General features: G+C 74.5%; 8 protein-coding genes. 3 read left to right on the top strand and 5 right to left on the bottom strand.

Features of this window, described 5'->3' with window-relative positions; genetic code table 11:
* The first annotated feature begins 183 nt into the window (after nucleotides 1-183).
* Together DEF28_RS24590 and DEF28_RS24585 are read left to right on the top strand one after the other, a co-directional pair.
* Nucleotides 184-366, top strand: a complete 183-nt coding sequence (locus DEF28_RS24590) for a hypothetical protein (protein WP_114397919.1) — start codon at nucleotides 184-186, stop codon at nucleotides 364-366.
* A gap of 89 nt (nucleotides 367-455) precedes the next feature.
* Nucleotides 456-1,007 carry a hypothetical protein gene (locus DEF28_RS24585; protein ID WP_114397918.1) on the top strand — a complete coding sequence of 184 codons (552 nt, stop codon included), beginning with the start codon at nucleotides 456-458 and terminating at the stop codon, nucleotides 1,005-1,007.
* Between the two features lie 78 nt (nucleotides 1,008-1,085).
* On the opposite strand, the gene DEF28_RS24580 is transcribed toward DEF28_RS24585, so the two are convergent.
* On the bottom strand, nucleotides 1,086-1,835 hold the full coding sequence (locus tag DEF28_RS24580) for a hypothetical protein (protein ID WP_114397917.1): 750 nt from the start codon (nucleotides 1,833-1,835) through the stop codon (nucleotides 1,086-1,088).
* A gap of 144 nt (nucleotides 1,836-1,979) precedes the next feature.
* Here DEF28_RS24580 and DEF28_RS24575 point away from each other — a divergent pair, with 144 nt between their 5' ends.
* Nucleotides 1,980-3,650, top strand: coding sequence for a phospho-sugar mutase (locus DEF28_RS24575; RefSeq protein WP_233515518.1), 1,671 nt, complete (start codon nucleotides 1,980-1,982; stop codon nucleotides 3,648-3,650).
* Nucleotides 3,651-3,717: 67 nt separating this feature from the next.
* Here the strand turns inward: DEF28_RS24575 and DEF28_RS24570 are convergent, their stop codons facing one another.
* From DEF28_RS24570 to DEF28_RS24555, 4 genes are all read right to left on the bottom strand, one after another.
* Complete coding sequence (locus DEF28_RS24570; protein ID WP_114397916.1) at nucleotides 3,718-3,915, bottom strand: hypothetical protein; 198 nt, start codon at nucleotides 3,913-3,915, stop codon at nucleotides 3,718-3,720.
* Between the two features lie 307 nt (nucleotides 3,916-4,222).
* Complete coding sequence (locus DEF28_RS24565; protein ID WP_114397922.1) at nucleotides 4,223-5,017, bottom strand: DUF1963 domain-containing protein; 795 nt, start codon at nucleotides 5,015-5,017, stop codon at nucleotides 4,223-4,225.
* Nucleotides 5,018-5,079: 62 nt separating this feature from the next.
* The gene (locus tag DEF28_RS24560) at nucleotides 5,080-5,877 is read right to left on the bottom strand and encodes a purine-nucleoside phosphorylase (protein WP_114397915.1); all 798 of its coding nucleotides are present in this window, start codon (nucleotides 5,875-5,877) and stop codon (nucleotides 5,080-5,082) included.
* Between the two features lie 636 nt (nucleotides 5,878-6,513).
* Entirely contained in the window at nucleotides 6,514-7,059 is a 546-nt protein-coding gene (locus DEF28_RS24555) for a GNAT family N-acetyltransferase (RefSeq protein ID WP_114397914.1), read from the bottom strand.
* Between the last annotated feature and the right edge of the window lie 158 nt (nucleotides 7,060-7,217).

Below are 7,217 nucleotides of genomic sequence, written 5' to 3'. Positions count from 1 at the left end.
GGTAGCCACGCGCTTTGACAAGCTCGCCTTGAGGTTCGAGGCCACCGTCCTGGTCGCGGCCATCGGGGAATGGCTCTGAACTTTCCAAACACGTCCTAGAGCACACGCGAAGCGCGCTGGAGGAACCACCGGACCCCGGCTCCCCACCTCGTCTCCATTGCCGTCATCGGGAGCCGGTACCGGATGGCGCACGCGCCGGTCCACGAGGTCCGCTGGGCGGACGAGGGCCGAGCTCGCCGACTGGGCACCGCACTCCAGCAGTCCCGCCCCGTGCTCCCGCCCACCAGCGACCCCGGCGACATGAGCCGGCTGGTGGAGGGGCCGGAGCGTCCCCAGCCGCGGCGGATCGCCGTCGCCCGCGTCTGACCGGCGCCGCGGGCTCCGCACCAGCCGCCCGGCGATGGCCCCTCGGTGGACCGTGGACCGCCGCCGTTCCCGTCCTCTACGATCCCGGCATGACCGAAGAGGTCCGCCCCTTCTCGACCGCCCGCGGGGATCGCGCTCCCTGGCTCGGCGGGTTCAACGGAATCGGCATCCTCCTGATGCCCGTCAGCCGCGAGGACGCCCAGGGGCGGCACTTCGCGGTGCGCTGGCTGTGGCTGCTGTTCGTCCCGGTGCTGCCGCTGGGCCGCTACTACGTGACCGAGGGCCCCCAGAGGCTCTGGGGGAACTCCGAGGCCGGCGGGGTCGAGACACGGTACGACTTCCACGGCGTGACCCGGATGAAGGCCGCGGAGATCGTGCGGACCTACGCCTGGTTCTGGCTGCTCCTGCTGCCGGCCATGTTCCTGCCCTCGGTCGGGTTCGCCCTGGCGATCGAGTGGATCGCCACCAACCCGCTGGACCGCTCCCCCGTGAACCCCTGGTGGTGGGCGCCGTTATTCGCTTCCCTGGCCGCCATGGCGTTGTGGCCGGTCCTCGCCTTCGCGGGGCTCATGGGTGCCAGGAGCCGGTACTGGACGGCGCACGCGCCGGTCCACGAGGTCCGCTGGGCGGACGGGGGCTGAGCGTCCCGCGCCACCGAGGCGGACGCCGCACCGTCGCCTCCGTGGGGACGGGCGGCCCGTCGGCCCGTCGGCACGCCGTCAGCCGAGCCCGCGCCCCTCTCGCGTGTCGCGCCGCCCGGTGCTGCGCCGGGCCGGCTGGTCGTCCCCGCGCCGCGCCGAGCGCCGTCGCAGCGCCCCGAGTACGCCGCCGCGAGCCGGTGCGTCGGGTTCGTCGGCGAGGCGCCGGACGGCGATCCCGTTCTCCGGAATGGCCGTGGCTACCCGGTGCGGCGCGAGCATCCGGGCGAGGGCCTCGCCGGGGATGTCGGCATGCCGGAACGTGTTCGGCTCCCGCGCGAAGGGGCCGGCCAACTCCGCGGTGAAGACCCTGGTCGCTTCGGCGAGGCGCGGGTCGGCCATGAGACGGCGCGCGTCCTCGGCGACGAGGGCGAGGTCGATCGCCTCCGGGGCGGAGGCGCGGCGCTGCCGGGGAGCGCGCCAGCCGCGGACGGTCCGCGCCTGCTCGGCCCGCAGGTCCGCAGCCAGGTCCTCGTACAGCCGGGGGTGCTCCTCCCGTCGGTAGCCGAGGCGGTCGAGCGCGGCGGCTCTGGCTTCGGCCCCGGCATGGTTCATCGTCAGCCGGTGGCGCAGCCGCAGCCGCGGATCAGGGTGGAACTCGATGGCCCGGGGCACCTGCCAGCCCTGCGGCACGCTGAACGACAGCCGACCCGGCCGCAGTCCCAGGGCGGTGCCCGCGACCGTGTAGCCGACCATGCCCGCGACCGTGACCTCGATGCCGTGCGCATCCGGGAGCTGGTAGAGCGCGGTGAGTTCCTTCGAGCCGCTCATGGCGCCTTCTCCTCCTCGTCGACCGGTCCGCAGGGGGTCCGGGCTCCCCGCACACGGGGACGCCGCCCGGCGGCGGCGCTCGGGCATCCCGTACGGTACCCCCAGACGGTGGCGACCGGGAGAGCTGGGAAGGGCGGGGCCTGAGTGAACACCTCGGGGGTGGACGGTGTGGAACTGCGCGAGCGGGCGCGGGCATGGCTGGCCCAGGACCCCGACCCGGGGACACGGGCGGAGCTGGCGGCGCTGCTGGAGGCCGGCGACGACGCGGAGCTGGCCGACCGGTTCGGCACGCGCCTGGAGTTCGGCACGGCCGGGCTGCGCGGCCGGCTCGGCGCCGGTCCGAACCGGATGAACCGCGTGACCGTCATGCGCGCCGCCGCGGGCGTCGCACGGTGGCTCGGCCCGGGGCGCACGGTCGTGATCGGCTACGACGCGCGGCACAACTCCGAGGTCTTCGCCCGGGACACCGCGGCCGTGCTCGGCGGCGCGGGCTGCACGGCGCTGCTGCTGCCGCGGGCGCTGCCGACGCCGGTCCTCGCCCACGCGGTGCGCGACCTCGGCGCCGACGCGGGCGTCATGGTCACGGCCAGCCACAACCCGCCGCAGGACAACGGTTACAAGGTCTACGTCGGCGGCCGCGACGCCGACGGCGGCAGCCAGATCGTGCCGCCGATGGACACCGCGATCTCCGCCGCCATCGACCTCGTGGGGCCGATCGACACCCTCCCGCTGGGCGGCGAACCGGTCGTGCTCGGCGAGGAGGTGGTGGAGCGCTACCTCGCGGCCGTCACGGCGCTTGCGCTGGGACCCGACCGCGACGTCGCGGTCTCCTACACCCCGCTGCACGGCGTGGGGGCCGGCACGCTGCTGGCCGCGTTCGAGCGGGCCGGGTTCCCCGCGCCCTCGGTGGTCGCCGAGCAGGCGGAGCCTGACCCCGACTTCCCGACCGTGGCGTTCCCCAACCCGGAGGAGCCGGGCGCCATGGACCTCGCGCTGGCGGCGGGCGGGCGCGACGGCAGCGACCTGGTGCTAGCCAACGACCCCGACGCCGACCGGCTCGCCGTCGCGGTACCCGGGCACGGGCTGCTCACCGGCGACGAGGTCGGCGGACTGCTGGCCGAGCACGTGCTGCGGCACACCTCGGGGGACGGCCGGATCGTGGCCAGCACGATCGTCTCGGCCGGGCTGCTGCCCAAGATCGCCGCCGCGCACGGGGTCCGGCACGTGGAGACACTGACCGGCTTCAAGTGGCTGGTGCGGGCCGGCGGCGCGGCCGGGCGCAACGTGTTCAGCTACGAGGAGGCGCTGGGGTACTGCATCGGCGGGGACGGCGGGCGGCCGGTCGCCGACAAGGACGGCATCAGCGCCGCGCTGGCCGTCGCGGCGCTGGCCGCCGGGGCCAGGCGGGAGGGCCGTACCCTGGTCGACCTCCTGGACGACCAGGCCCACCGGTACGGCCTGCACGCCACCCGGCAGCTCTCGGTGCGGGTCGCCGACCTGTCCCGCATCGGAGCGGTCATGCGCCGCTTGCGGGCCGAGCCGCCGGCGGCGTTCGGCGAGCTCGCGGTGGACTCCGTGGAGGACTTCGCCGGCGGCCTGCGGGAGCTGCCGCCCACCGACGCGCTGCGGTTCCACCTGCGCGGTCCGGTCGAGGCGCGGGTGACGCTGCGCCCTTCGGGGACCGAGCCCAAGCTGAAGAGCTACCTGGAGGTGGTGCTGCCCGCCGGGTCGGACGTCGCGGCGGCCCGCCGGAGCGCCGCCGGATACCTGGACGACCTGCGTGCCGCGGTGTCGGACGTGATCGCGGCCGACTGAGCGGTGGGGCGTGCTCCGCCGCGCGCCGGTCGGGGCGCGCCCGGCCCGGGCGCCGCGCCCGGGCCGGTCAGGCCACGAGCTCCCAGCCGAGCAGTCCGCGCACCCCGTCGGCGAGCAGTTCGTCCAGCGAGTACACGACGGACAGCTGGTCGACGAGGTCCCGCTGGCCGATCTCCAGCCGGCCGTCGGGGCGCCGGTAGATGACCGCTCGCGCACCGGCGTGCATGAGAGCCAGCCGCAGGTGGGGCGGTATGTGGGCGGACATGATGACCTTTCACGGTGTCGTTCGGGCGGATGGCCGGCATCCCGCGCCGCGACTCCGTCGTCAGGCGATGGCGGGCCGGGTGGGGCGCGGTCGGTCGCACCGGAAGAGGCGTCGCGGGCCGTGTTCCGCCGAACGGGATTGATCCCACGATTGTAGGGCGGATTCCCGGAATTGCCAGTGCATATTGCCGATCGACGTGATCATAGTCGAATGACGATCGTTCCGCGATTCGGATATCTGGCTCCTGTGTTTCGGATCACCGGAATTCAATTTCACGGCATCCGGAAACCGCCATTTCTCCCCCCGGTCAGCAGCACCGCATTTCAGCCACCACCTGGCTGAAATCGCCCTTGGCCAGCGCTTCCTCGGAGATCAGGAAGTAGAGGGTCCCGGCGTCGCCCCAGCTCCAGTTCCCGTCCTCGGCCAGCTGGAGCAGGTGCACCCGGCGCTCGCCGCGGTATTCCGCGGCGCTGACGCCCGAGGCGTGCGACAGCCCGGGCCAGCCGAACGCCTGGTGGTTGCCGGAGCTGTTCCCGTCGAGATCGCCGAACCGGTCCAGGACGAAGGAGGTGGCACCCCAGTGCTCGCCGTCGTCGTAGGGGAGGTCGTCGTCCTCGACGTCCCACGAGTCCGGGAGCATGGCCACCGCGGCGGCGTGCACGAGCTCCGGCGGGTAGCTGCGCGCCGTGCTCGGGGCCGGCCGCACCACCGCCCGGTCCGGGTCGGCCGGGACGACCCGGCACGCCTCCGGAGAGAACCCGTCCAGGTGCCGGAACCGCTCGTAGGGCAGGGCCGGGTCGAGGTAGAAGAAGTTCAGCAGGCCCGGCCGGCACGGGAGTTCGTCGCCGAGCCACGGTGCGAGCGCGTCGGTGTCGAGGACCGCGTGCAGGGAGAGCGGGAAGCCGTCCAACTCGGGCCAGGGCGTGCCCGGTTCCAGCAGCGCGGGACCACCCGTCCGGCAGCGCCCGGTCGGCTCCGAGCCAGCCCCGGCCGGCTCCAGCCGGAAGCCGCGCCTGGCCAGCGCCGCGAACCGGCGGCCGGCGGTCTCGCCCAGCCGCTCGGCGCACACCCGATGCAGGTCCTCAGACGTCGCGAACTCCATGCGCAGCATGCTCCCAGACCGGTGTGACAGCCGCGCCGCCGGCCGGACCGGGCGGCGGCGCCTCAGAGGCGGGCCGCGATGCCCGCGAGCAGCGTTCCGACGTCGGAGGCGGCCTCCCGGCCGGCCTCCAGGACCTCGTGGTGGTCCAGCGGCCGATCGCTCAGTCCGGCGGCGACGTTGGTGACGAGGGACAGGCCGAGCACCCGCGCGCCGAGTTCCCGGGCGGCGATGGCCTCCAGCACCGTCGACATGCCGACCAGGTCCGCGCCCAGGGAGCGCAGCATCCGGATCTCCGCGGGCGTCTCGAAGTGCGGGCCGGGCAGCGCGGCGTAGACGCCCTCGGCGAGGCCGGGCTCGACCTCGCGCGCCAGCGCGCGGAGCTCGGGGGCGTAGGCGTGGGTCAGGTCCACGAACCGGGGACCGGTCAGCGGCGACCGGGCCGTCAGGTTGAGGTGGTCGCTGATCAGCACCGGCTGGCCGACGGCGAGGTCGCCCCGCAGGGCGCCGGCGGCGTTGGTGAGGACCACGGTCCGCGCCCCAGCGGTCACGGCGGTCCGCACGTTGTGCACGACGGGGTCGACCCCGCGCCCCTCGTACAGGTGCGTGCGGCCGAGGAACACCAGGATGTCGCGGTCGGCGTGCCGGACGGCGCGCAGCCGGCCGCTGTGCCCGGCGACGCTCGGCGGGAGGAACCCCGGGAGGTCGCCGATCGCGACCTCGGCGACGACCTTGTCGAAGGCGTCGGCGGCCGGAGCCCATCCGGACCCCATGACCAGCGCGGCGTCGAAGGAGTCGACACCGCTGCGCGCGCGCAGCTCCGCCGCGGCCTCCTGGGCTGTCTGGTAGGGGTCGATGGTCACGGCCGGCGCTCCTTGGCTCTGTCTGGCTCTGTCGTCAGTACACCCGCGTGCTCCAGGCCGGGGAGGGTGCCGTCCCCGGCCCGTCAGTGTCCGGGGTCGATCCTCTCCCGCGCCACGGTGCCACCGCAACGTTTCGGACCCGGAGACCGGGCGGTCCGCGCTGCGGCACGCGTGAAGGCGCCATGAACCGCACCACGGGTCGTTGGCGTGCGTGCTGACACTTCCTCGGTGCTTCCCGCTGAGGGCGCGCGTGGACGCTGGCTGCGCCACCCCCTGCTGGCAGGGGTCGGCTCGCCATCTGGGCGCATCATCCCCGCGCATGCGGAGCGCATTGAGGTGTACCGCACCACGCCGGCGGGCGTGGGCCGATCCCCGCGTGGGCGGGGCGGGCTAGGGCAGGCGGTTCACGGGCCGGTACTCTCGCGGGCCACCCCCATGTGGGCGGGGCGCGGTCTTGCTGAGCTGTGACGTTATCAGCGTGGCCCCCAGCTTCCGACCACTTTCCCGACTGTTCAAGGCCGGAGTTCCGTCCTCGGCGACGTCGACGGGACGCAGCAGGACCTCACCCCGGCGACGCGGTCGGACCGTCGTCCACGGCCACAGCCGCACCCCCCGGACACCCCGTCCGGCCCCGTCTCAGTGCACCACTCGCCGCAGCACCATCTGGGGGCGGGCCTCGATGCCGAGGTAGCGGCGGCCGGTGTACTCGAAGCCGCCGGCGAGGTAGGCGCGCAGCGCCCGGGGGTTCGGGTCGTTCACGGTGAGCAGCACCTGCCGAGCCGCGGGCGCGATGTCACGGACCAGGGGGTCCAGGGCCCGGCACGCGGCACGGCCGAGGCCCTTGCCCTGCCAGCCCGTGTCGATGTAGAAGGCCCGCAGCAGCACCGCGTGCTCCGGGTCGTCGGTGATCTCGGCCAGGCAGCCGACCAGGTCGATGATCCCGAAGCCGACCGCGGTCCCCCGCCAGAGCACGGCGAACGGGAAGCGGTTGGGATCGACGTCCGCGCGCGGCAGCGTGGTGGTGGCCTCGCCGCTGAAGCGCTGCTGGCCCGGGGCCAGCCGCAGCTTCAGGACGGCCGACCGCAGGTCGGCGACCCGGGCCGACGGGCGGTCCAGGCGCACCAGTTCGACCTCGGCCGGAACCGCCGCCGCGTTCGCGCCGGCGGCACCGCTGTCCGCCATCCCCACCTCCGCAGCCCTCCGCAGCCGTGCCGCTCGCCGCACGTCCCCGGCGCCGGTACCGCCGCGGCCGGCGCCCGGAACCGGCAGATCTCACGAATTGGTCTAATCCACTCCCCCGGAAAACACAAGGCGAGCCTGTCCCCGCCCCCGTCCCGCAC

This window comes from Marinitenerispora sediminis (genome assembly GCF_003336425.1).
Taxonomy (GTDB): domain Bacteria; phylum Actinomycetota; class Actinomycetes; order Streptosporangiales; family Streptosporangiaceae; genus Marinitenerispora; species Marinitenerispora sediminis.
This window is presented reverse-complemented; position numbering and strand designations above follow the sequence as displayed.

Excerpts from the sequence above, each read along its gene's own strand:
- DEF28_RS24585 (WP_114397918.1), top strand. The coding sequence starts at position 456 with ATGACCGAAGAGGTCCGCCCCTTCTCGACCGCCCGCGGGGATCGCGCT.
- DEF28_RS24565 (WP_114397922.1), bottom strand. The coding sequence starts at position 5,017 with ATGGAGTTCGCGACGTCTGAGGACCTGCATCGGGTGTGCGCCGAGCGG.
- DEF28_RS24555 (WP_114397914.1), bottom strand. The coding sequence starts at position 7,059 with ATGGCGGACAGCGGTGCCGCCGGCGCGAACGCGGCGGCGGTTCCGGCC.
- DEF28_RS24580 (WP_114397917.1), bottom strand. The coding sequence starts at position 1,835 with ATGAGCGGCTCGAAGGAACTCACCGCGCTCTACCAGCTCCCGGATGCG.
- DEF28_RS24570 (WP_114397916.1), bottom strand. The coding sequence starts at position 3,915 with ATGTCCGCCCACATACCGCCCCACCTGCGGCTGGCTCTCATGCACGCC.
- DEF28_RS24590 (WP_114397919.1), top strand. The coding sequence starts at position 184 with ATGGCGCACGCGCCGGTCCACGAGGTCCGCTGGGCGGACGAGGGCCGA.